The sequence below is a fragment of the Sedimentibacter saalensis genome (assembly GCF_007830175.1).
Classification (GTDB): domain Bacteria; phylum Bacillota; class Clostridia; order Tissierellales; family Sedimentibacteraceae; genus Sedimentibacter; species Sedimentibacter saalensis.
The window spans coordinates 211127-234963 of the sequence record NZ_VLKH01000003.1; the positions used below are offsets into that span (position 1 = coordinate 211127).

Below are 23837 nucleotides of genomic sequence, written 5' to 3' on the forward strand. Positions count from 1 at the left end.
AAAAATAAAATAAGGTTGATATAATCAACCTCTATGTTGTTTTTTTCAACCTCTTCCACAAAGTAGTTCTGTCAATCTTCAATATGTCACATGCAGCCTTTGTGCTGCAATTGTTGTTTAAGTATACCTTTTCAATATATTGCTGAGTCATAGTGTGAAGATCAACAGTCAAGTCTTCTCCAAAAGTTACAGCATTTTGATTCATTTTTATAATTTCCTCCATCTCAATTAACGTTTCAAAAGAGTTGAGGATTACGCACCTTTCCATTATGCCTTGAAGCTCTCTTATGTTACCTTTGTAATTTTTTGCAATCAATATGTCCTTAACTGTTTCCGGCATTTTAATTTCTTCTTTTTTATATTTTTTTGAATATTTTTTTATGAAATATTCAGCCAGAATCAATATATCTTCTTTTCTTTCTTCCAGTGAAGGAATATACAAGTTGAGAGTGTTGATTCTAAAAAAAAGGTCATCCCTGAATTTCCCCTGATTAACCAGGTCATCGAGATTTTTATTTGTAGCACATATTATTTTTACATCAACCGGAATAACCTTGTCTCCGCCTATTCGCATTATTTGCTTTTCCTGAAGAACTCTTAATAACCTCCCCTGAAATTCCAGGGGTATTTCGCTTATCTCATCGAGAAAAATAGTACCGTTATGGGCAATTTCAAACATTCCCGCCTTGCCGTTTTTTCTGGCTCCTGTAAATGCTCCATCTTCATAGCCAAACAGCTCGCTTTCAAACAGCGTCGATGGAATGGCCGCACAATTTACAGCAACAAAGGGACCTTTTGAACGAAAACTTGAATTGTGTATGCCTTGACACAGCATTTCTTTTCCCACTCCCGATTTTCCGCACACAAGTATTGGTGTGTCATACTGGGCATACTTTTTTGCAGTTGAAATACATTTTTCCATTTTATTGCTTTTATAAATTATGTCCTTGAACTGATACTTGGCAACAAAGCCATGCTTCGCAAGGCTTCTTCTAATTTCATGGTCCATAACGCTTACATCGGAGGCTGCTATAAATGAAATTACAACTCCAAGGATTTCACCGTTCACATCAATTGGCACAAGATTTGTAATCATCTTTTTATCCATTACTGTCATGATTTTTGCAATGACAGCATTTCCGCTCTGTAAAACGTCACTTATGTCCATATTGTCAAATATGCTTTCTATATTATTACCTAGTACTTCATCTTTCCTGAGATCAAACAGACGTTCAGCTTCCTTGTTGAACACTGTTATTTTCTTATTTTTATCCACGGTGATTATTCCGTCGTGAATGAAATCAGTTATTGCTTCTGTCTGACTTCTTATTCTTTCTTCATTTTTAATGACACTTAATACAAGCAAAGCTTCATTTATGGCAACACTTATATTTTCTTCCCTCGATTCAATGACAGAACCGTGAAAGTTATGTATGCCTGACAAAAGCCGTACAGTCGTGTCTCCCATAAATGTGTTAATCCCGTTTTCCATGGCTGTTTTTATGGCATGGTGGATATCATTCTTGTCCTGTATTGCTATGTTTGTAATTTGATTTTTTATGAAATGGTCAATCATGTCAAAACCGTAAATAACATTGGTAAAACCTATTATCCCAATGGGCTCGTCTGTTTTTCCAAGCTTGTTGTAACAATCAATTACATCGTATACATCCACTCTGATTTCAATGGCAGGTATGTTGAACCTTTCCTTGTAATAGCTGTAGGAACCGCCGCGGCTTATTATTACCTTTGTATCTTTTGTGACATATTTGTCTGTCCTGGCAATATCATCATGAATATTTCCATACACTGCCTTGACATTGTCATACTTGTTTTTAGCAATGATTTTTTTTGCTTTTTTCAACATGCCTTCCGTCGGTGCAAAAATAACTATTTCATTCAAAGTCTTTCCTCCCACGATATTTTTGAAAATTGAAAATATGTTTAATATTATACCACAAAATCCAACAGTTTGTGCAAAATTTTGTCAGGCGGGGATCATGCTTTTATCTGTTCAATTGCTTTTTTGAAAGCATTTATATACATTGCAGTATCTAAATTGTATGCAACACCGTTATAGCCTTCTTCGAAATATGACTTTGCTGCTTCTATGCTTCCTGTAAAAATGAAGATTGGTTTGCTTGAATTTCTGCATGCATCCAGTACTCGTTTCAAAGCTTTTTTGAATTCAGGATTATCAAATTGTCCCGGTACTCCCATTGATATGGATAAATCATATGGTCCAACAAATATTCCGTCAACACCATCCATTGCAACAATTTCTTCTATATTTTCAAGACAGCCGATAGTTTCGCACTGAGGTATAAGCATTGTGTTATCATTGCAGATTTTCATATATTTGTCGATACTCGATGCATCTTCTGAATTTCCATATTCCGAAACCCTGCCATAAATAAATCCTCTTTTGCCCACAGGAGAATATTTTCCGTATTCTACAATGTTTTTAACCTGCTCAACAGTTTCAACACATGGTATTATGAGACCCTTTGCTCCTGCATCAAGCATCTTAAGTATGGAAGATCTTGTTATATCCTTGATTCTTACAAAGGGCGTGATATTCTTTAACTCTGCAACTCTAATAAAATCCATTGCACTTTCAACATCAAAAGGTCCGTGTTCCGTATCAATAATTGTATAATCAAGTCCTGTTATACCCAGACATTCCATGGCTGTGGTGCTTCCCATTTGAAAAAATGTGCCAAGAACTTTTTCGTTGTTTGATAATTTTTGCTTTACAATATTATTCATTGCATCCTCCAGATTAATACATATTTTCTTTAATATATACCATAGATTTCAATATGTCAAAAATGCATTAGTGTACTACTTCCTTTTTCATGAATAATTTGGAAAATATTGAGAATAATATGAGCATTGACCAGAAAGGAGAAAGAAATGAAAGGAATAATATTTTCAACAGTTATATTGTTAATAGTATCATTAATAGGCTTTTCCACCAATCCATCCTACGAGGATTACAAGGAATGGAACAAGACACAAGACTATGAAGAAATGGGGGCCTCCACGCAAATAGAAAAATCTGTGGTAGGATTTGTTTCAGACCTGGTTGCAGACAGCACTGTTGTAAGAGAAGATTACAAGGTTTTAAGCCTCTACACCGTAGAAAATGACGGCTCCTCCTACAAAGTATTGGGAATTTTCAACAATTTCTTTGTCATAGACAACGAGGAAGTTCCCGTTATTGAACAATAACTAAAATCCTATTGCACATAAAAATCCGCTGATTGTTCTCAGCGGATTTTTCATCCTTCACTGCATATACACTTTGTTCCGTACCATTCTGTGGCTTACAGTTCCTATTACTTCATCTTCCGTTATGCCGTATCCGCCTGTGTATTTGTACATGCCAAAAGAAAATGTATATGGTATTTTAATTATTCCTTCTTCATAAACAAGAGAATTTTTTAAATTATTGATTTTATTTTTAACTGCCTCAACATCACAGTCATTTTCTATTAAAAGACAAAATTCATCTCCGCCGAACCTGTATAACTTATCGGTTTTTCTTAAACTTCTTTTTAATTTACCGGCAAAATGCACCAGTATTTTATCTCCCACGTCATGTCCGTATGTGTCATTAATATTTTTAAACTTATCAAAATCCATGAATAAAATTGTAAACGGTGTCTTGTTGTTCAAATAATCAGTAAGTGTCACAGAAAGACTGGCCTTGTTGTTAACTTTTGTCAATGAATCTATCATCGCATAAGCCTTCATTTCCTTTACCATTGCTTTTTTAAGTATTGAAGTCTGGAACGGCAAAAGAAACATATAAATTATAAGAATGCCGCTGACACCGTAAGCTTCATATCCGTAATACATTATGATGTTTATAACAGCACATACATATACATACGCCAGTTGAGCGTATATGCTCTGAGGAGTCATCTCATCCAGACTGTTTGTGTACAAACAGATTATGATATTGAGCATTACTACGTTCACCAAGTCATAAAAACTAACTGCTGCCACAATTACAAGTATTGGATTATATCCCTGGAGCAACGTGCTGATTAACTTTGCTGACAATATGCATATTGCCCGCATGGACCAGTTGTAAAGCAATTTGCTTATTGAATTAAACAGTCTCTCATGTTTTATTATTTTAACTGCTAATATTTCCAGTATCATTGACAATGTTACTATGACAACGCAAGTGGCAGGATTGAACTTGAAGACTGCAAATATTGCCACTGCTGCAAGGAATGAAATTGCCTTGTTTTGTGAATATCTTAATATTACAACCTCAAGCACCATTCCAAACACTGTTATGAGTATTCCTAAAACAGTTACTTCAACTCTGTAATTAAAAAGCATGAAGGCGCTTAAAAACACAGCAACAACTATTGCAGTATACATGTATGGTTTAAAAAACTTATTCATTCCTTAAATCACCAACCGTTCTTTGTTAGACTGTCATATGCATATATATCGTCATAATTGTGTAAAAGTTTACCCTGCAGCCCTGGCGGTGACAAATAAAAAAGGTTAAGCAGCAACTGTGCTTAACCTTTTGATATTTTATATTATCTTTGTGCTTCAAATTGTCTTAAGAGTTTAACGAACAATTCTGGTACTTTTGCCATGTTTTCAGGAGATTCAACAAATGAAATTCTGAACTGAGTGCTTCCGGGGTTGAACTCGCCGTCTTTAATATCATAGAAGCCTTTCAATGGTGCAACAAGAAGTGTTGTTTCAACTCCGTCTATGGAAACTGAGCCTTCACCAGCGCAGTACAATACGAAATCTATGGCATCAAATCCAGGTTTTACAACGTTTCTAACATCAATTACAGAGTAGATTGATGCATCAGGGCTTGAAACAATGAGTCCAGGCTCTTGTTCTTTCAATCCGTTGTATACATTGAATATCAGTTCCTTGTAGTACTCGCGAAGTCCTTTGCACCAATCAGCAATTTGTTCTTTGCTTTCATGTGCCAGTGCTCCGAATATGTACTGACCTATGGCATTAGCACAGAGGTTTGCAGTATATTCAGCTACTGAACGGTTATTGAAATCAGCATTGTCAGTTATTAAAGCACCGATTCTGAGTCCGCATGCATTCCATACCTTTGATGCAGTTTCAACACTTATTCTTCTTCCTTCAATTCCAGGAACATCTGCATCAGTAATTCCCCATATACTTACAAGTTCACTGCCTTCTACATAGTACAATTCACGATATGCTTCATCGCTTATCATCCACATGTTGTATTTTACGCACAGTCGTGCAAGTCCTTTAAGAGTTTCATAATCATAAAGCTGTCCTGTTGGGTTGTCATAAGGAATAACAAGAAGAGCTCCAGGATTGTTTTCTTTTATAGTTTCTTCAATTTTATCAAGTTCAGGAAGGCTGAACTTTCCGTCTTCGTTCAAATGACGTTTTACAGTAACAGTCTTGCGTCCTATTCTTTCTGCAAATGAAATATAGTTTGTGTAAGCTGGATCTATCATCATAAGAGGTTTTTCACCAGTGCCTGGAGCACCGCAAACGCCTATTAGCAATAATTCCATACCAGTAGAGCCTCCATCTGTTACCTGAACAAATAATTTACTGGTATCAAAACCTTCGCAGCTAAGGATGTTCTTAAATGCATCCTGAGTTTCTTGCAAACCAACAGTGCTTGTATATCTGATAACGCCTTTTGCAAATGGGCTTTCTGGTGCATCAAGTGCAAACATTCTTTTCTGCATTGCAGGATTAGTTGGAAGTGATACATTCCCTATACCTACATTAATAACAGCCTGTGGTTTAACTTTACGTTCCTCATATTTCATCTGCGCCAGTCTAACATCTGATGGCGTCCTTGATTCAAAATGTGCTGACAGTATTGGTTTACTCATTTGGTAAAAACCTCCTAAAATTAATTTAATATTTTGTTTAATTGTTATAAATTAAACGTTTTTAATTTATATATCATTAATTGTCACGTATTCATTATAAACAAAATTTGCATTTTTGTCTATAGATTTGTAAAGATTTAAACTGAGCAAAAAAGACATAATTTAAAGACGTGAGTAATCATATGGCGGACAAGTTTATGAAAATATAATTTGTAAAATAAAAACATTTATATTTAAAATAAATAAGGACAATGCATTATCAATCTTAAGGAATAAATACTTTGTCCAAACATTAACAATTATTATGGCTGCATATATACATTATAAACTTTGTTTTGTATCATCCTGTGGCTGACAATGCTAATAATCTGATCCTCTGTTACCCCATGTTCTCCACTGTACTTATACTTGCCTATTGTAAATGAATATGGGATTTTTAATATATTTTCTTCAAATACAAGTGACCCCTTTAGGCTGTTTGTCTTTTCAATAACAACATTGACATCGCATTCCTTGTCAATAACAAGACAAAACTCGTCTCCACCAAATCTGTACAACTTGTCTGATTTTCTTAACTTTCCTTTTAATGTTACTGCAAAATGTTTAAGAATTTTGTCTCCCACATCATGTCCGTATGTATCATTTATTTTTTTGAAATTGTCAAAATCGATGAACACCAATGTAAAGGGAATTTTGCTTTGAACATATTCTGTAAGAATTTTAGTGAGGCTGGCCTTGTTGTACACATTTGTAAGAGAATCAACAAGGACAGATGTTTCTATTTCATGCCCCATTACCTTCCCCATGATTGAATTCTGAAAAGGAAGCAAGAACAAAAATATCACTGCGACGGCATTTATTCCATATGCCCCGTAACCGTAGTAAAGCAAGATATTTATAATTACACTGATATAAATGCAGGATGTCATGGAATGGATGCTGTTAACGTGTGCTTCATCTTTATTGTTCGTGTACAGGTAGATTATCAGCATTAACATTGACGCATTGATTGTGTTGTGTAAAGTCGATGCAAGAATCATTAAAAACACCGCATTTTGTCCATGAAGAACAATGATTGCTGCTGATACGGTTAGAATGCTTACTATGCGCATGGCCCAGTTATATAATGCCTTGCTGGCTGAAGAAAATGTATTTTCATGCTTTAAAAGCTTGTCTGCTGCAGTTTCAATTAAAAATGAAAGGGTTACTATGAATACACACGTTGCAGGATTAAACAAAAAAGCTGCAAAAATGATTATAGTCCCACGAAGAGATGCTCCGCTGTGCTGCGAATACCTTAACATCAAAACCTCAAGAACGGCCCCATATGCTGCAATGAATACGCTTAGCAAAACAATTTCTGTTCTGTAGCTGACTAACATAAGTATGCTGAGAAAGGCAGCAAAAATAATGGTTCCTATCAAGTAAGGCTTATATAATTTATGCATGTTCAAATTCCCCCAAAATTATAAACATTTATTAATATAAGTAAGTTTTAATCCTATCCAAAAAATCGTACTAGAATTATTATACCTAAATTTTTGAAATTTGTCATTAAAAAGTCATCAATTAAAATTTTTACATTATTAACATAAAATATCCATTTTGTTTATTTTTCGAACAAAATTGTATCAACATAAGTTTATCATACTTGCATAAAAATAATGTCTAAAAAAGTCGACAAAATCTTGGATTATTTGCTCATTTCCATATAAAAGTCTATTATTTCATCATCATTAACCAGAGTACGTATGCTGTCATAAACAGGCATTGCTGCAAATTTTACCATATCCTGCCTTGTTCTTTCCGGCAAATCAACTATGTCCATGCCGTTGTCAATAAGTGTTTGTTTCACATCTTCAAGACGCTCATCTGCCTTAATTCGAGCATAGGCAGTTGCATTTTTTGCAGCTTCTTCAATTACTTTCTTTTCCTGTTCATTGAGGCTGTTAAAAATATCATTTGTTGTGATCAAAGGTAAAAAATGAGGCAGATGATTTGTGTTTATAACATAGTCCTGTGCATCATAAAACTCAAATGCTGCAATGTTTCCATAGGGATTTTCCTGAGCATCAATATATCCGCGCAGCAATGATGAATGTATTTCTCCCACCGGAAGAGGTATGACTATTGCTCCAAGCAGCTGCCAGAATTTTATGTGGTTTGGATTTTGAATTGTTCTGATTTTAATTCCTCCAAATTGTTCTATATCCTGAATTTCTAAATTTGAAGTCATTTCTCTGAATTGTTCATCAGCCATACCAAGCAATTTGTATCCGGAATTGCTGTATATATTATTTATCTTTTGGTAGAAATATTCATTATCCATTGTGTTTCTCAATTTGTTTATATCATTATAAACCATTGGCATATCCAGTATGGATAATTCGGGAACTAAATTTACCTGATGAGCTGTAGTTTGTATAATAAAATTCGGGCTTCCTTCACTTATTGTAGTGCTGAGCATCTGTCTGTCATTTCCCAATGCAGCATCTGTAAACACCTCTATTTTCATTTTTCCGTTGCTCAATGTATTTACTTCTTCAGCAAATTTTTCTGCATACAAAGTAGCAAGGGAGCCTTTTGGAGAATCCAAACCCAACGTAAAAGTCATATCTCTTATATCATCTTGAACATGCTCCATGTCTTCAACAGACTGCATGTTGTAAATACACATATTGACAGGAATCATGTCAATACAGAGTTTTAAAGTTTTCCCGGGGTAAAATGGTATATTGCTTATTTGAACCGGATGGTATCCATTGGAATTAATCACAATAGTATATTCATTAAATTTGTCAGATTTAAATATATGTAATAATGCTTTTTCAATAGGCAAATCTTCATGATTTGTTAAATCAACACTTAAATAAGAACATTCTGAACTATCATGCTCATGCAAAACAAACAATTTTTGATTTGTTCCACTATAGATTTTATCGCATGGATAATTTAAAACCCAATAATACAATTATTAACACTTCCTTTTATAAGCATATAACAATATATTCAAACTGATAAAATATGTGATATAAAAACAGCCCTTGACAAAATGTCAAAAGCTGTTGATTACTTTAATGAACGGAAGTGTAACCTTCGGTGTAGTGCGTATGTCCATCTTCATATGTGGTAACAGTTTCATAACGGTGTACGTGACCGCCTCTTACCTGAATATCCGGGCCTGTTCTTGTTTGGATTCTGTGCCTGTGACCATCATTGAATGTTGTGACATCTGAAATATGATGATAATGACCGGGAATGTTAGGATCCGAAGATGTACTGCCTCTGTAATAATGCCTGTGACCGTCATCTATGGTAGTTGCTCCTTCAAAGGAGTGTCTGTGATTTCTGTTTCTCATCAAATCACCTCCCTAACATCATTTTATGCAGACATGCATTTATTGTTACCTTAATCTTCTCATGATTCACAATGCAAACTATATTTTCATTATTTTATATGTAATTGTTCTTTTATTACTCTAGGGCTCATCCAACGAATCAGATTGAATTTTGAACCTGCCTTGCCATTTGTGCTGATAGCCTTGAGCCGCCGAAAGGTTGCTGTGACACTACTGCTCCTGTTGGTTTTACATTAATATAGAAATTTCCTGCTGAGTGAACCAATTCTTTTTCAGCCTCTTCTATGGCAGGTACGGTGTTGCAGTTGTCTCAATATTTTTTCAATACATAAATAAAAACGTAGATTTACTGGATGTATATGTTTATAATATAAATAGCGAAAGAAGCAGGAAGGAGAACATTATGTCTCAGATAACAAAGCGGGCGTTAGAAGCTTCTTTGAAAAATCTACTTCTTAAAAAGCCCCTTGATAAAATAACCATCACCGATATTGCTGAAGATTGCGGTATTAACCGCATGACCTTTTATTATCATTTTAAGGACATATATGACCTTGTAGAATGGTCGTGCATTGAAGATGCAACGAAAGCACTTGAAGGCAAGAAGACATATGATACGTGGCAGCAAGGTTTTATGCAGATATTTGAAGCAGTATTGGAGAACAAACCATTTATTCTTAATGTATATCGTTCTGTTAGCCGGGAACAAGTAGAAATATATCTGTATAAGTTAACGTACAATCTACTGATAGGTGTTGTGGATGAAAAGGCTGCTAATATGGCTGTCCGAGAAGAGGACAAGAAGTTTATAGCTGATTTTTATAAATATGCTTTTGTGGGATTGATGCTGGATTGGGTTAAGAACGATATGAAAGAAGAACCACAAATAATTATTGATCATCTTTCTGTTCTGATGCATGAAAATATTACCTCAGCACTGAACCGTTATAGAACCGACAACAATACATCAAAAACCGATGAATGATAAAAAATATTATAGTCTTGCCGTTATGATAAAAGTTTTATCATGACGGCATTTCTGTTTAATGTGGAATTTATTTTATTTTGATAAAATACATACATAAAAAAATATTTTTGGAGGTATATATGTATTACTCAAGCGGTAACTATGAAGCATTTGCACGACCATTGAAACCGGCAGGAGTGGAACACAAGTCTGCATACATCGTCGGCAGCGGCCTTGCAGCATTGACTGCTGCCTGCTATCTCGTCAGGGACGGACAAATGAAGGGCGAACATGTCCATATTCTTGAAAAAGAACCAATCCCGGGAGGAGCCTGTGACGGCTACAAGTATGAGAATGTAGGATATGTCATGCGCGGGGGCCGTGAAATGGACAATCACTTTGAGGTTATGTGGGACTTATTCCGTTCTATCCCCTCTATTGAGACTGAAGGCGTAAGTGTTCTGGATGAATATTACTGGCTCAATAAAAAAGACCCAAACTATTCCCTCTGCCGTGCAACGGTCAATCGTGGCGAGGATGCCCACACAGACGGCAAGTTTGACATATCAGACAAGGGTGCCATGGAGATCATGAATCTATTCTTCACTCCAAACGAAAAGTTGCAGGACAAGCGCATCACTGATGTATTCGATGATGAAGTGCTGTCATCGAACTTCTGGCTTTATTGGCGTACGATGTTTGCCTTTGAAAACTGGCACAGCGCATTGGAAATGAAGCTTTATATCCAGCGTTTTATCCATCATATAGGTGGTCTGCCGGATTTTAAGGCTCTGCGTTTCACGAAGTACAATCAATATGAGTCCATGATATTGCCAATGGTAAAATATCTGGAAAGCTTCGGCGTCCAGTTCCACTACGGTGTTAAGGTTGTTAATGTAAAGTTTGATTGCTCCGGCAATAAAAAACAGGCAACTAGCATTGAAATAATTCGTGAAGGCAAAAATGACAGCATTGATTTGACAGAAAATGATCTGGTGTTCATAACTAACGGCGGCTGTGTAGAAAATTCAACAATTGGAGATCAGAATTCGCCAGCCGTATTCAACACGGAAATCAAAGCAGGTGGAGGCTGGGACATGTGGCGTAAAATTGCAGCACAGGACCCCTCCTTCGGACATCCCGATAAGTTCTGCCATGACCCGGAGCAGTCCAATTGGATGAGTGCTACCGTTACAACTCTCGACCAGCGTATTATTCCGTATATCAAGAATATTTGCAAGCGTGATCCATTCTCAGGCAAAGTGGTGACCGGGGGCATCGTCACAGCGAAGGATTCATCTTGGCTTCTTAGCTGGACAATCAATCGCCAGCCGCAGTTCCGCCAGCAATCCAAGGATCAGTGCCTTGTGTGGGTATACGGTTTATTCTCCGATAAACCAGGTGATTACATTAAAAAGCCCATGCGTGATTGCACAGGAAAAGAAATCTGCATGGAATGGCTGTATCACATAGGAGTGCCTGAAAACGAAATTGAAGACATGGCTGCTAAAAGTGCCAATACCGTTCCCTGCATGATGCCTTACATCACTGCTTTCTTCATGCCCCGTGCTTATGGAGACAGACCTGATGTTGTACCTAATGGAGCTGTCAACTTTGCTTTCCTGGGACAGTTTGCAGAAACAGCCCGTGATACAATTTTCACCACCGAGTATTCCATGCGTACAGGCATGGAAGCTGTTTACACACTTCTTGGTATAGACCGCGGTGTACCGGAAGTATGGGGCAGCGTATATGATTTGCGCAACCTGCTAAACGCCACAGTACAGCTTCGTGACGGTAAAAAAGCAATTGACATGGACCTTGGTTTCAAGGAAAAAATAGTATTGAAAAAAGTTCTCAAAAAAATTAAGGGAACAGATATTGAAAGGCTATTGAAGGAATACAATATCATTTGATAATATAAGCGGCATGATTTCGCTCATACCGCACATGTTGATGGCAAAGTATATATTTGGACGTTGTCATTCTGAGGTGCAGCCGAAGAATCTCATGTTTTCAATAAAGATGAGATCCTTCACTATAGTTCAGGATGACAGCGTAAGGTTTTTTGTTAACTATATACAAATTAATTTAATATTTTTTCTTTTCTAAACATTGTTCCGAACACCACAGCTAATATGATGCAGCTAAATAATACGGCTCTTTCCATAATCATATTTGTCAAGACTGTTCCTAAAATAACTCCAAAAATAAAAAATAAGATAATTCCATACAACTCCAGTCCCTTAGTCAGTTCCTGAACATTTTTTGTGTGATAATATATAAACAACTGTTCTGTTGCACTGCGAAGGTTACCCGTACACATGGTTGTGGTATATTTTCTGAAGCACTCAAACTGCAGGGCACATACAAAGGAAATTGCCGAGTTGACAATCAAGTCCATGTTTCCCTTAGGAACAAATGCAACAACAGTTAATATAACAATTTCCACAGCCACAACAATTTGTCTCCAATGAATGAGTGAATTTTGTTTAAATCTGCTCCTAATTAACTCTGATAAGACAATTCCCAAAATAAATGCTGCAATTGGTATCATGTAGTGAATTGTACTGCTAAAGTTTTTCTGTGAAATATTCAATCCCATAAGAACGATGTTTCCTGTTTGTGCATTGGCAAAAACCTTTCCTCGTGAAATATATGTATAAGCATCAAGGAACCCGCCAACAACTGCCAGCAAGGCACCTACCACGTATGATTCTGACATCTGAGTATATTCTCTTTTTAACATATTTAACCTCCAATTCAATTTAAACATAAAATAAAAAATATTAAGTCGTCATATAACACTGCGACTTAATATGATATTGTACTACAAAAATATTAAAAACTCTATGAATCTTTTTAAAATTTATATATTCCACTAATCGGGTATGTTTCAATTAAACGCCGTTTTAACGTTACGAATTTACATATTTCAATTGAGAAGGTTGTATAAAATCATTCAAAACCTTGCAATATACTTATTAGGTGCATCTATTTAATAACGAGTTTACTTCAGAGATGCAACTTCAATTATACAATATAAAATATGCTTTAAATAAATTTGAATTATCTTACGAAAATAGCAATAGCCAATGCGATAATATATTAGCATGACTTCTGCTGATTTATCATTGCATTGACTTTCACTTATTGAAAAAACGCTAAAGCTCAATTAGAAATCGAAAATGTTTCACCGAAGATATAAAACTCCTTCACAAGCTCTGCAGAAATAGGGAGATCGTAAGAGATGTTTATCACAAACGCCGAAACTGGCTTATTCGCACCGTCTTTACCACTCATGATAACATAGCTGAAATCCTCTTCTGAAAGTATGGTGCCATCAGAGAGTGTGACACTTATACTCCCAACTTCAGACGAAAATGCCTCCATAACATCCTTATTATGTAAATTGTATGAAAGTACTATTGTAGAGCTCATAGGAGTTATTTTAATATTCTCAAGCATAAAATTGTTTTCATTTACTGTAACTGGCTTCCGTATAAGAAAAGTTCTGCTGTATTTACTTCCATCTGTTAGCTCCAACTTGAATTTCCATTTATCCTTATATAAGGGTTTCATTACAAGAGCGGTGCCATTGCTAACATAATATCCAAAATTTTCGAGCATTATTGAATACGTACCAGCTTCAAATTCATTATGGTTTATTATAGTGTAGAGTATCTCGAACTGATTATCCGCAAGAGTAGGATCATCCTCACTATAATAATATCGTACACTCGTCTGTTCCATGTTTTTGAGTAGGCTTCCGTCAATCTCAGATTCGAACCTATAATTCATGAGAGTTTCATATCCTGTATCAAATAGCACACTTTGCAACTCCTTTGCAGTAATTCTCAACATTACCATCGCCATATTTCCACTGGATATAACGTCCATAACTTCGATTTTAATTTCATTAGTCTCGATAACTGTTCCAATTGTTGTTCCAGAAATAGCACTAAGTTGCTCGACATTCATATAATCATATACGCCACCAGAACTTTCCGCCTTATTTGTAAACAGCTGAATAAAATATCCTCCAACAATTGAAACCGCCAAAACTGTGGTAGATAAAATTATTGCTAATATCAAAACAGCAGTTGCAGTCAAAGGTAATCGCCTACGTCTAACTGTGGTTTCTGACAGCCCTTCTATTTCAACGTATAGTTTTTCCTTCCATTCTGTCGGTGTTATAATATTTTTAAAGTTATTGAAATCACTCATCTTTAATCACATCCTTTAACATTTCTCTTCCACGTTTAAGTTGAGATTTTATTGTGTTTTCGTTTCTTTTGAGAATTTCAACAAGCTCCTTAATGCTGTATCCCTCATAATGATATAGATAAATTACCTCGGAATATTTGTATGGCAGGGTTCTAACTGCATACAGCAAGCTCCAATCGAATTTCTCTATATACGGAATCACCAGCTTATCTATGTCGAAGTGATTTCTGCGAAATAGCTTCCGATGTATATCCCGACTTTCATTTATAGTGACGGTTATAAGCCATCGTCGAATCTCTTCATCTGGTTTTTGCCACATCTCCTTTGAATTATATAGCTTAATAAATACATTTTGCCAACAGTCTTCAGCATCTGCGAGGCAATTAAAACGGAGATAGCATATACGTGTTACCATGTCAGAATATTTTTCAACATGGTTAACATATAAATCGTTCGCAATCAATAAATTCATGTCTACATAACCACCTCTTTAACTATAGAACGTTTCAGGATAGCTTTTGGTTGCATTGTAATTTAAAAATTTATTATATTATACCATAAATTATATTTTACATAATTATTTGCACGCATTTTTGCAGTCATTTTTACACACTATTTTGCAAGTGTAATGAATTTATTACATATGCTTTTTCTTGCAAAAACCTATGCAAAAATTAATGAAATCTTTATTAAAAGCAATATAAATGTTGAAATTTAAATAAAATTAAAGAGTGCAAAACTTATTGTAATTTTGCACTCAAAAACAATTGAAACTTGTTGTTTGCACATCTAAAGTAAACCCGTTACTTTTTTATTGGATTATTTATTTTGGCTTCTTTACTTCGCCATTAAAATAAAAATCCTTTTCATTTGCTTTTATATATTCATGAAGTTTCTCTAACATTGACTTCTCACTGGTATAATATCTGTCATCAAGTTCGCTGAAATCGGGTTCATATTTTTCCAATTCATCACGACGTTTTTCCCTGTCTTTATTTGGCTTTCCGCCAAGCATAACAGCAGATTCCTTAATTATGTCATAGTTTTCTGACGCTCCTATTTCTTGAAAACCTTTCATTGCATCTTCCCATACTATTCCTGTGGAATTGTAATAAAACTGGTCATGACCTCCGTTATTTACCTCTGATAAATACCATTCAATTGCAAAAACATATCGTTGCGGTTTTGTGAATTTCGCTAAATCTTTGTTGTATTGCTTTTCGCCATCATAAATGCTCACGCTCCACCAAACAGGTTCAATAACCCTAAAATCATCATTTGATGAAATTATAGCATCATCTACCACTATTTTTTCTGTTATGTATTCTACTTTATTTACATCATTCGAATTTTTATCACAACCACTTAATATGACTATCAACAGTATGAATACCAAAACAATTGCATTTTTCATGAACATTTCCTCCTGGCGATTATATATATTAAATTTTACTTTATTTCACCATATTCCTAATAGGGTTTATCTGAAGGGATACTGCTATAACCATTAGCGCTATTTTTGTATTATTTTATTAATATTTAATTTCATTTTTATCCCATTCCATAGTTTAGTTTGATTAGGTCTATATTTACCAGATAATTGTACTTATTTACAACTTAAAATTGTTCCAACGACTAAATCACACAGTGGGTCATAAAACACCTTTTCTTTTTCTAACTCTACATACTTGACTGTCATCTTATTTTTCAAGCACCTAAGTTCATGACCATGGAAATATCCGGTTATTTCAGCTACACCTATGTATAGCCCTTATACGCTAAGCCTTGCTATTATGCCTGCTATAACATTGTCTTTTTTCAATTCAACAGCCTTGTGCATGCACAATTCATGACAACACATGCATTCAATGCATTTATTGTAATCAATTTTCTTAGTACTTACATCTATTGCTTTTACAGGACAGCTTTCTACACACATATTGCATTGCTTACATTTCTTTTTATTAATTTCAGGCTTTGTTTTAAAAAAGTCTATTACCTTAATTACTGACTTATTATTTTTTTGTTTTGTACTCCTGAAATTTTTAGGCAACTTAAAACCTTCTAAATGTGGAATATAATTATAATCGCCAACTATTTCTATTTCATCCGGATTATATTGACCCAAGTTTCTTTTTTTTGCTGCACTTAAAACAGGTATATCATCAAGCATCATTCCAAGCATATTAACAGCTATTGTATCCAAAGCTAACGGGTCTGTGCTTATCAGAATTTTGTTTGACTTGTAAACAGTTCCCGCTGTAGGGCCTTCTCCCTGCATGGAAATTATGCCGTCCATTATATGAAGATCAAATTTAGCTGCTTCATGTATATCAGCTAAAATTTCACCAAAATCTTCTTTGTCGGGTGCCATTTTATGATACATGGCCTTTCGAAGCCCTGGTATGCAGCCAAATACATTTTTTACTGCTCCTGTATAAATATTTGCAGAGTGAGTTTTTAATTTTGGCACATTAATTACCACATCTGCATCAAAAAGCGGTTTTGCCAGGTACATCTTTTCCTTGAACTTACCATGGGGCTGCACTTCAAAGACACCTTCTCTGTCAAAGTTTTTTATGATTGCACCTTCCTCTTCAGCTACCTTGTCATATCCTGTAACTTTAAAGCCTTGAGCAGTTGGTGCAATACCGGCTATGGCTCCTCCAGAACTATCTCCAATCCACACTGTACAACCCTTATTTTTTAATATTCTTGTTAATGCCCTTACAAATTCACTGTGAGTGACTGCAGCCGAATCAGAAGATTTAGGTCCTATAAGATTAACCTTGAGCAATACAACATTACCTGTCTTGACAAATTTATCCCATCCTCCTAATCTTTCCATACCATTGTTTATTTTAACAATTATGTCATCTACTGAATAGTCTTTACATTCCTGGATAATAACTTTATTCATTGCTATATTTCCTTTCTGTAAATAGTAGTTTTTCAATGTCTTCCTTATACTATATTTTACTACATAATTTATAGGTATAAAATAATTTTTTCAAATATAACTTATGGGTGTTTATAAGGTTCGATACCATTAATTTTCCTTATTTTTCATATAGGTATATCATTTAATTGTGATTTATTATATAATTTATTTATGTCATCTTATTAAATGGGGGTAGGCTGTGAGTTTATTTTGGTTTGATAGGCTTCAATATTCAGAAGTATTAGAAAAACTGATTATTTTTGAATTTTTTGAAACAGACTCATTACATATCAATAGGATTACTGAGGCAACATGGAACTCGGAGCTGGCTAAAGAAATCCTTGATAAATTTACATATGAAAAACATGGTTTAATACGCAGACTTATGATTTCAAACAGCAGCATATGCTACTATTTAATATTCTATACAAATAATGATGAAGATAAAAAAATAGTTATTGAATATAAAGATATACATACAAGATGTATCCATGAGTATGGAAACTTTGAAAATCTTCAAAATTGGTTTCTTGAAATTAACAACATAGATGGAGACGCTCATTCTAAAACCTTGGGTAAAGTTAAAACCTCTACTGAATATGCAAAAAACTTACTATATAATTACTGGAAATCAGATATAAATGCAGATGATGACCAGGGTCTGGAATTTACTAAAAGGTTATTAACATATAAAAATCCTAAGGGAGATCTCATTGAAGCAACTACAAAAGGATTTGATTTTGATTTTTTCATTTTCTTTGAAGCAAGTAATTCCTTAATTAATATAGAATTTGCTCTTAATTATAAAAATACCAAGGAAAATTATGTATGCACCCCCATGAAGTATTGCTGGGGATATGGTCCTCCTGGTGTTCCTGATAATCAAATGAAATATAACAGACTGTGGAAGGCTACAAAATTGCTGAATGGAGAATTTTCAATATTAAACTACAGTGAAAATAACAATGACATAGGGTTTAGCATTATAAATGATTTAGATTATAATAAAGGTTTTTTAAATGAAACAAAATATATAATCTCCAAAGATAACTTTGAAAAATCCATTTTTGAAACTGCCAGCGAACGCTGCTTGTCTTTTAAGCATTTTAAGGATAACAGCAAACAAATTAAGCAATACGGCAATGATTTTTTTAATGAATGGAAAACAAATAGAAGCAAGTACTAATGAGGTGAAAACATGGCAAAATGTTGGAGTTTAAGTACTACAATCAGGAACCCGGAAAGAAACGCCCCCTTTCTGAGAGTTCTTCAAGAATTTGAAGGTGAACCTTTCAACAGCAACACACAAGCAAATTTATTTAAAAGACTTATTCAAACAAAAAATTACATGCCTATGGGACTTCCAAAGAGAATTAAAGATAAATATGAAGACCCTGAAGAATTTACACATGAAGAACTGTCAGAAATCTTATCATTAGCAAGTTATGAAAATAAGAGTATTGATAACATAGAAGATATTTATGCCATGCGTGGCAGAACAGCGGTGTCAAATCTAAATAAAATGTGTGCTGCAGTGGCACGGGATTCACATGGACCAGTGAGAATAACACCTTTAGGTATGGAGATTATTTCCGGCACACCTGACTTTAGCAATATCTTTTTAAGGTACTTTTTAAAATGGCAATTGCCAAATGGTGTTGATCGTGGATTTAACGACTTTAATATAATTCCATTTATCGCCACCATGCATGTTGTAAAACAAGTAAATGAAATGTGGTTTTCAATGGGCAATAATCCGGTTGGTTTATCAAAAATCGAGTTTGCTTTATTTATTCCCACGCTAACAAATTACAAAGATATTAATGATACTGCAAACCAATTAATTGAATTTCGTTGTAATTGCAGAAAACTTAATGGAGAAGAACAGAAAAATTACATAGATACACAGTTTATTGAAAAAGTTATAAATGTTTTTTCCCTTCAGACTGATGATGACTTTGAAATAGAGAAGAAAATAAATACCCTTTATGATTATGCAGACTCTGCAATCAGATATTTCAGAATGACAAACTTATTTTATTACAGGGGTAACGGCAGATACATAGACTTGTCTCCAAGAAGAAGTGTTGAAATTGAAAAACTCTTAGAAACTTTTTCAGGTGAATCATTGAGATTCGGTGATATTGAAGAATATTTCGATTATATGTCAAACCTAAATATGCCCCAGCTTCCTTGGGAAAATATTGGTGACCTTCAAGCTGCGTTAATTAACCTGCGTGAAGAAGCAACTCATATACAGGCTAAAATAGAGTCTGAATTTCAAGGCCAAAGTCTTCACAGTTTCACATTTGATACTGCCATATCAGGTGACTTGACCATACTTAATAACCACATTAAGGAAACAAGAGAAATCATTAATTTATTAAATGTTGATTATTCTATTTTGCTTGAACGCAGTCTATCAAATATTGATACCTATATTTCTGAAATAAGTAAGTTATCTTCTCGAAGAAGAAGCATTTCTGGACAAGACCCGTTAAACCTTGAATGGAATGTTGCCCAATCCCTAATGGCCTTAGATGATGCCAAAGAGATTATTCCTCACTACAATGTAGGAGATGATAATTTGCCTACATTTACAGCACCAGGCAATACTCCGGATATGGAATGCCACTACATTGATTTTAGCATGATTTGTGAAGTAACATTGCTTAACGGAAGAGACCAGTGGTACAACGAAGGACAACCGGTTATGAGGCACTTAAGGGATTTTGAAAGCAATAATCATAATGAAAATAATTATTGCTTATTTCTAGCACCGTCTCTGCACAGAGATACTGTGAATACATTTTGGTACAGTGTCAAATATGACTATGAGGGTGCTCGTCAAAAGATAATCCCTTTAACATTAGATCAATATACTAAAATACTTTCCATTGTTAAAAACAAATATTTCAAACATAGTATTCGTGTCAATCAACGCACTTTGAAAAGCCTTTTTGATATTGTTTATTCAAAAGTAGATGAACACAACAACTCCGGTGACTGGATTTTAAGTATTGACAACTGCATAGATACCTGGGAGAAAAGCTATCTGATATAAATATAAGATGTTTAAATCTATTGAAAAGATGAGATTCTTCGGCTGCGCCTCAGAATGACAGCATCCAAACAAATAATTTGTCACAAGTATAATAGTTTTCTAGACATTAGAAGTAACAGAAACGGGCTGCTTCAAAAATGAGACAGCCCGTTTCATATAATAAATAATATTAATAATTAGTTATTAAAACTTCAACAGTTTTATTCGAACGATCTTTAATCTGGTAATTTGAATTGTTGTAGCTCATGTCTAAATAATGTATTTTATAATCATTGTTTGTTATCCAGCTTTCAAGTATCGTATTCTTAGTGCCTTTATTTTCAATGACATTAGAGAGAGCAAAATTTATATTATTCCTGTTCAAGCTGTCAAGAAGCTCATATAGTTTGTATTCACAATCCTCAGCCCAACCGCCTTGTTCGTTATATGAAGCATTTGTTATTAAATATGGCGGATCAGCATAAACGAAAGATCCTTTAAAATCATTTGCCGTAAGACATTTAAAATTAACATTAATAAATTCAGAGTCGCTATCTTTTATATTTTTCAAAAATGTGATTAAATTACTCTTAATTTTACTGTTAAAATCTCTCTTCCCCACAGGAATATTAAAGTTTCCTTCTTTGTTAAATCTGATTTGATTATTAAAACCAAAAACAATCAAAGTATAAAGCATAATATTCTTTTTAAACCCATTTTTTTCATGTTTCAATGAATTGTAATCATTTCGCAAATTCAAGAACTTCTCGCGATTGTAATTAGCAAGCCCATCTGGGCTTGTACATCCATAATAATCATATCCAAAAACACTGCTGTCAGAAAGATCATATGTTTTTATGATGTTTTCAATTTCTGACAATATAATATCTATTTCATAAGCTTTAAAGACATTTAATAACTCAATTAATTGAGGATTAAAATCAATAAACTTCTTGTTGTTTGCAACAACATTTATTCCAACATTACATCCACCGGAGAACAAATCAACAAATTGATCAATATCATCAGGAAAAAGCGGAAGTATTTGCTTCAATAATTTATGTTTGCCCCCGGTATAATTAAATGGAGATTTAATATAGTCCATAGTCCTTCCTTTAGTTAACTCTGCAGTAATAAATCAATTCTTTATGATTGTCAATTTTGCTCTTTCCGGTTGTAAAGGCATTAAAGTCTGTTTCATAGACTTTAACCTCACCCTTTTGCTTTAAAATTTCAATAATTTCTTCATTTGAGATTTTTGCATTGGAACGTCCATTTCCTTTTTTAGCCATATTGTTATAAGAAACAAGAATATGTTTTGTTCTTACATTTTCTATCAAATCCCTGAAAGTATCTACAGCTTTTACAGTACAATAATTGCTTTTTATGTGACTTCTTTGTTTTATTTTTTTAGCTTTTCCTTGCAGCTCAGGCTTTTTATTCTCTGCAATATTTTCTAACAAATGATAGGCATCCCCGTACTGTCTGCTGTTATACGGTGTATCAATGTATGTTACATCTGCTTGTACTTCTTTAACAAGCACATTGGCATCACAATTATAAATTTGATTGTTTATATTTGCATCATCGTTAATATTTGGCATTAATAATTCTAATTCTTTTATGTTATCAAGAGTCTCTCTATATGCATCATAATGACCGCATGTGTTTGCTGCTTTGTCTGCTGCATAAAGCAGTGATGTTATGAGTATATTTTTTTCACGGGCATTAATAGAATTCTGTTCATATAACACGTCGATTTCATCTCTGATATAACCAATTTTTCTGGCATTTTGTATTGTAAAATATCTATCTCCAAAATTAACAGACATATAATTATCATCATTGATTATTGCTTCGTTAAGTTGTTTTATAGTATGTATTAATTTTTCAGCATCATAGCTCTCAGAACTGAAAAAAGTATCATATGCAATATAATTTGATTTCAAAATGTCATTTACTATAACTACCTTGTTTTGATTGTTGTAATAGTTTGAAACAACACCTGTGCCGGCAAAGGGCTCGAAAAACGTATTAAAATTCTCAACATTTTCTCTGATAATACTTTCAATGAAATCAATCAATTTTTGTTTGCTCCCCAAGTATCTTCGGTTTGACATTTCTAATAAAGTATCATCATTATGTTTTTGAATGCTTAAATTCTTATTATTCTTTTCACTAAGAAGTTTTCGAAGCTGATCCAGGTCTTCTTGTGTCCAGATTCGCCATCCCCGCCAATCCTTAACAGGTTCATTCAACAATCCTTCATGTATCCAATTATATAATGTCTGCCTGCTAATATCGAATTCCTTCAGTATGTATTTTGTACTAATTTCCTTTAGCATTTGTCCTCCTGCACGCATCTAATGCATCTTGCTAATTTTACTATTTAATAATACCATCATATTCGAATTTCAGCAATACTAATTTAAAGGTCATAGGGGACAGAACCGTCCCCTATGACTTCTTTAAATTTTTCCTAATTCGTTTAAATCTTCTCTTAAAATTTTTAATACATTTTCCCTTGCTTCTGTTAATGGAAGCCTTAATCCTCCAACATTTACTCCCATCAGATTTAAAGCTGCTTTTACTGGTATTGGGTTTGCAATTACAAATAAGTTCTTAAAGATATTTAATAATTTAAGATGCATTTCTTTTGCCTTTTCAGTATCCTTGGATATGAAAGCATCTATCATTTCCTTCATTTCAGGACCTACAACATGAGATGCTACACTGACTATTCCATAGCAGCCTATTGACATTGCAGGAAGCAACATTGAATCGTCTCCTGAATAAACTAGAAAATCCCCAGGGACGCGCTTTATTATTTCGGCAAACTGAATTATGTTTCCGCTTGCCTCTTTTAATGCTTTTATATTATCAATTTGAGCAAGTTTTTCTACTGTTTCCGGCAATATGTTGCACCCGGTTCTTCCGGGCACATTGTACAGCATAATTGGTAAATCAACAGATTCTGCAACTTTCTTAAAATGACAATACAAAGAATCCTGGTCAGGCTTATTGTAATATGGCGTAACTACCAGAAGTCCATCAACCCCCGCCTCTTGTGCTGCCTTTGCATTTTCTATGGTAATTTTTGTATTATTAGTCCCTACCCCTGCAATTACTGGAACATCCACAGAATCCTTTATAATTTTATATAAATTTATTTTTTCATCTTCTGTTAGAGTTGGAGCTTCTCCTGTTGTTCCTGTTACGACTAAAGCAGTACTGCCCTCCTCAACTAATTTAATTGCAAGTGAACTGGCAGCTTCAAAATCAACATTTAACTCTTCATCAAAAGGTGTCACCATAGCCGTTATCAATCTTCCCCATTTAACCATATCATATCCCCTTTCAAAAAAATACTGTAATCCATTTTATGAAATATACAGGTATTTGCTAACAAAAATTA

The 23837-nt window shown here is 34.3% G+C and carries 20 protein-coding genes and 1 pseudogene; 5 read left to right on the top strand and 16 right to left on the bottom strand.

Annotation, left to right across the window (positions count from 1 at the left end):
* Window positions 1–31 precede the first annotated feature (31 nt).
* The gene (locus LY60_RS06185) at window positions 32–1903 is read right to left on the bottom strand and encodes a sigma 54-interacting transcriptional regulator (protein ID WP_145081464.1); all 1872 of its coding nucleotides are present in this window, start codon (window positions 1901–1903) and stop codon (window positions 32–34) included.
* A 95-nt stretch (window positions 1904–1998) separates the two neighbouring features.
* Entirely contained in the window at window positions 1999–2769 is a 771-nt protein-coding gene (locus tag LY60_RS06190; RefSeq protein WP_145081466.1) for an HpcH/HpaI aldolase family protein, read from the bottom strand.
* Window positions 2770–2916: 147 nt separating this feature from the next.
* On the opposite strand from LY60_RS06190, the gene LY60_RS06195 reads away from it, so the two are divergent.
* The gene (locus LY60_RS06195) at window positions 2917–3234 is read left to right on the top strand and encodes a hypothetical protein (RefSeq protein WP_145081469.1); all 318 of its coding nucleotides are present in this window, start codon (window positions 2917–2919) and stop codon (window positions 3232–3234) included.
* A 57-nt stretch (window positions 3235–3291) separates the two neighbouring features.
* Here LY60_RS06195 and LY60_RS06200 read toward each other — a convergent pair whose 3' ends face one another.
* From LY60_RS06200 to LY60_RS18145, 6 genes and pseudogenes are all read right to left on the bottom strand, one after another.
* Window positions 3292–4425 carry a GGDEF domain-containing protein gene (locus tag LY60_RS06200; protein WP_145081472.1) on the bottom strand — a complete coding sequence of 378 codons (1134 nt, stop codon included), beginning with the start codon at window positions 4423–4425 and terminating at the stop codon, window positions 3292–3294.
* 143 nt (window positions 4426–4568) lie between these two features.
* Window positions 4569–5885, bottom strand: coding sequence for a pyridoxal phosphate-dependent aminotransferase (locus tag LY60_RS06205; protein WP_145081475.1), 1317 nt, complete (start codon window positions 5883–5885; stop codon window positions 4569–4571).
* Window positions 5886–6187: 302 nt separating this feature from the next.
* Window positions 6188–7333 carry a GGDEF domain-containing protein gene (locus tag LY60_RS06210; protein WP_145081478.1) on the bottom strand — a complete coding sequence of 382 codons (1146 nt, stop codon included), beginning with the start codon at window positions 7331–7333 and terminating at the stop codon, window positions 6188–6190.
* Window positions 7334–7578: 245 nt separating this feature from the next.
* Complete coding sequence (locus tag LY60_RS06215; RefSeq protein WP_145081481.1) at window positions 7579–8856, bottom strand: TRAP transporter substrate-binding protein; 1278 nt, start codon at window positions 8854–8856, stop codon at window positions 7579–7581.
* 103 nt (window positions 8857–8959) lie between these two features.
* Complete coding sequence (locus LY60_RS06220; protein WP_145081484.1) at window positions 8960–9244, bottom strand: YmaF family protein; 285 nt, start codon at window positions 9242–9244, stop codon at window positions 8960–8962.
* Between the two features lie 89 nt (window positions 9245–9333).
* Window positions 9334–9524, bottom strand: a pseudogene (locus tag LY60_RS18145) (L-glutamate gamma-semialdehyde dehydrogenase); the annotation flags it as partial.
* A 123-nt stretch (window positions 9525–9647) separates the two neighbouring features.
* Here LY60_RS18145 and LY60_RS06225 point away from each other — a divergent pair.
* Both LY60_RS06225 and LY60_RS06230 read left to right on the top strand, forming a co-directional pair.
* Window positions 9648–10229, top strand: coding sequence for a TetR/AcrR family transcriptional regulator (locus LY60_RS06225; RefSeq protein ID WP_145081488.1), 582 nt, complete (start codon window positions 9648–9650; stop codon window positions 10227–10229).
* A gap of 122 nt (window positions 10230–10351) precedes the next feature.
* On the top strand, window positions 10352–12127 hold the full coding sequence (locus LY60_RS06230) for an oleate hydratase (RefSeq protein WP_145082094.1): 1776 nt from the start codon (window positions 10352–10354) through the stop codon (window positions 12125–12127).
* Window positions 12128–12297: 170 nt separating this feature from the next.
* Here LY60_RS06230 and LY60_RS06235 read toward each other — a convergent pair whose 3' ends face one another.
* The 5 genes from LY60_RS06235 to LY60_RS06255 all read right to left on the bottom strand — a co-directional run bounded on the left by LY60_RS06235 (window position 12298) and on the right by LY60_RS06255 (window position 17358).
* Window positions 12298–12960 carry a YoaK family protein gene (locus LY60_RS06235; protein ID WP_145081491.1) on the bottom strand — a complete coding sequence of 221 codons (663 nt, stop codon included), beginning with the start codon at window positions 12958–12960 and terminating at the stop codon, window positions 12298–12300.
* Between the two features lie 422 nt (window positions 12961–13382).
* Complete coding sequence (locus LY60_RS06240) at window positions 13383–14438, bottom strand: hypothetical protein (protein WP_145081495.1); 1056 nt, start codon at window positions 14436–14438, stop codon at window positions 13383–13385.
* Complete coding sequence (locus LY60_RS06245; RefSeq protein WP_145081498.1) at window positions 14431–14910, bottom strand: RNA polymerase sigma factor; 480 nt, start codon at window positions 14908–14910, stop codon at window positions 14431–14433. The genes LY60_RS06240 and LY60_RS06245 overlap by 8 nt, the downstream gene beginning before the upstream one ends.
* A gap of 351 nt (window positions 14911–15261) precedes the next feature.
* Window positions 15262–15852, bottom strand: coding sequence for a DMP19 family protein (locus tag LY60_RS06250; RefSeq protein WP_170226120.1), 591 nt, complete (start codon window positions 15850–15852; stop codon window positions 15262–15264).
* 357 nt (window positions 15853–16209) lie between these two features.
* Window positions 16210–17358, bottom strand: a complete 1149-nt coding sequence (locus LY60_RS06255; protein ID WP_145081503.1) for a DUF362 domain-containing protein — start codon at window positions 17356–17358, stop codon at window positions 16210–16212.
* Window positions 17359–17578: 220 nt separating this feature from the next.
* On the opposite strand from LY60_RS06255, the gene LY60_RS06260 reads away from it, so the two are divergent.
* Window positions 17579–18565 (top strand): hypothetical protein, encoded by a 987-nt coding sequence (locus LY60_RS06260; RefSeq protein ID WP_145081506.1) that lies wholly within the window; start codon window positions 17579–17581, stop codon window positions 18563–18565.
* A gap of 12 nt (window positions 18566–18577) precedes the next feature.
* The gene (locus LY60_RS06265; RefSeq protein ID WP_145081509.1) at window positions 18578–20443 is read left to right on the top strand and encodes an AlwI family type II restriction endonuclease; all 1866 of its coding nucleotides are present in this window, start codon (window positions 18578–18580) and stop codon (window positions 20441–20443) included.
* Window positions 20444–20612: 169 nt separating this feature from the next.
* On the opposite strand, the gene LY60_RS18105 is transcribed toward LY60_RS06265, so the two are convergent.
* The 3 genes from LY60_RS18105 to dapA all read right to left on the bottom strand — a co-directional run bounded on the left by LY60_RS18105 (window position 20613) and on the right by dapA (window position 23766).
* Window positions 20613–21527, bottom strand: coding sequence for a Dam family site-specific DNA-(adenine-N6)-methyltransferase (locus LY60_RS18105; protein WP_212633456.1), 915 nt, complete (start codon window positions 21525–21527; stop codon window positions 20613–20615).
* A 10-nt stretch (window positions 21528–21537) separates the two neighbouring features.
* Window positions 21538–22767, bottom strand: coding sequence for a DNA adenine methylase (locus tag LY60_RS18110; RefSeq protein WP_212633457.1), 1230 nt, complete (start codon window positions 22765–22767; stop codon window positions 21538–21540).
* A 123-nt stretch (window positions 22768–22890) separates the two neighbouring features.
* Window positions 22891–23766 carry a 4-hydroxy-tetrahydrodipicolinate synthase gene (gene dapA / locus LY60_RS06275; RefSeq protein WP_145081512.1) on the bottom strand — a complete coding sequence of 292 codons (876 nt, stop codon included), beginning with the start codon at window positions 23764–23766 and terminating at the stop codon, window positions 22891–22893.
* Between the last annotated feature and the right edge of the window lie 71 nt (window positions 23767–23837).